General features: G+C 69.4%; 1 protein-coding gene. It reads left to right on the top strand.

Annotation, left to right across the window (positions count from 1 at the left end):
- Window positions 1-2,108, top strand: a 2,108-nt coding sequence (locus AC1DOC_RS30805; protein WP_478131238.1) for a prealbumin-like fold domain-containing protein, incomplete at both ends; no start/stop codon positions are given.

Below are 2,108 nucleotides of genomic sequence, written 5' to 3'. Positions count from 1 at the left end.
GTCGGCGACCGCCGGAGCCGGCGGCAGCATCACCTACGGCCTGAGCTTCGCCAACACCGGCCCGGTGGCCACCGGCACTTCGCTCGTGGTGAGCGAGCAATTGCCGCCTGGCGTGGTGGCCAATTCGGTGGTGCCCGGCACGGGTGTCACGTCGGTGAGCTGCGGCACGCTGCCGAGCGCTCCCGGTGCGCTGCTCAACTGCACCATGACGCTGCCCGCCGGCGGCATTCCGGCCACCACCGGCGTGCGCGGCTTCACCCTGAACGCGACCGCGCCGATCGTCGACACGGGGACCGTGCTGACCAACTACGCCAGCACCAACGTGAGCGGCGCGGGCCTGCCGGTTACGGCAGCCGGCGCCGGCTGCTTCTCCAGCGGCGCGGTGAGCTGCGCCAACGCACAGACCACCATCGTGGTCGGCCCCGCGGCCGGCGGGCAGTCGGGCGTGCGCATCGTCACCGACAACCAGTTGGCCAACGGCACCGCGCAGGACGTGCTCGAAGCGTTCATCCGCGATGCCTCCGGCAACGCGGTCCAGGCCGGCACGGTGGTGAGCTTCGGCGCCACGCCGAATGTCGCCTTCAACGGCGGCGCGGTCGGCGCGGCCGGCAGCTGCACCACCACGGCGGCAGGCCTGTGCCAGGTGAGGGCAACCAGCACCGTGGCCGCGGTCTACAGCACGACGCAGGTCACGGTCGGCGGCGCTGTGCTGAGCGGCAACTTCAGCGTCGGTGAAGACAGCTACCTGCCGAGTCCGCAGCCCTACCGCTTCGGCAGCCGGCCGACCGTGACCATCCGCAAGACCTCGCTCGGAGGGGTCGGCACGTTCAGCTTCACCGGAAGCAACGGCCTGGTGGCGCGGAACATCACGACCACCGTGGCCGGTACGCCGGTTGCAACGGCGGTGCAGACGCTCACCGCGGCGAATATCGCCACCACCATCACCGAAGGCGCGCCGCCCGCGGGCTACGCGCTGATCGATGCCTCGTGCACCGGCCTGGGCGCCGGCGGATCGGCCTCGCGCAACGGGCGTGTGCTCACCCTCGATGCGGCAGCCACCGCGCCCGGTAGCAACATCGTCTGTACCTTCACAAATTCCCTCGACACGGGCACACCACCGCCGCCCGTTGCGCCGACGGTGATGTGCTCGACGAACGCAGCGGTGTTCAATACCGGCTTCGACGGTCCCGTCGGGCCGCCGGTGGCCACCGGGCGTGACCCGGTGTGGGAATCGGGCATCGGCACGGCGACCGGCGGTCCGGCCAGTGTGGCGGCATGGGCGCGCTCGTACGTCGGAAACAAGGCGCCCGCCAGTTGGATCGCGTCGCCGTTCGGCAATGCCAATTGGGTGTCGCAATACCCGGGCTCGCATACCGGCAATGTCGACATCTACCATCGCTTCACTTTCAACATGGCGCCGTCGGTCAATCCGGCGACCTTTGCGCTGAAGCTGGACTTCTATTCCGACAACTCGGTGGCGGCCATCTATGTCAACGGCGTGCTGCAGAGCGTTCCGGGCGTGCCGCAGGCCCCCACCAATCCGTACTTCTACGCCGGCTTTGTCGCGGGTGCCGCGGCCACCACCAACCTGGTGAGCAACTGGCAGACCGGTTCCAACACGGTGATCGTCCACATCAAGAGCGGCGCGGGAGCCCAGGGCTTCCTGGCCCAGGCCACCACCAGCGCGTTGTGCGCGCCCGCGACGATCAATCTGCAGAAAACCACGCTCAACGGCGCCGGTGGACCCTTCGGCTTCAACCTGACGAACACCACGCAGGCCAGCGGCACGGTCAGCACTCTTGCTGTCGGCACGCCGGCGCAGGTGGACGGCAACACGGCCGCGGCGGGCGTGCAGGCCTTCAGCGCCAGCGTGAGCAACAAGGTCATCAGCATCACCGAACCCGCGGTACCGGGCTGGCACTTGACAGGGGCGAGCTGTACCGACGCCGGGGTGCCGGTCGGCAGCCTGGGCACCGGCGCGAGCGGGCGCACCTACACCATTCCCGCGGCCAGCGTGCAGCTGGGCAAGTCGCTGCAGTGCGTGTTCACGAATTCCGCCTCGGCCACGGTGACCATCCGCAAGGTGTCCCTGGGCGCGACCGGAACCT

The sequence above is a fragment of the Variovorax sp. 01T439_2 genome, from assembly GCF_056398445.1.
This window is presented reverse-complemented; position numbering and strand designations above follow the sequence as displayed.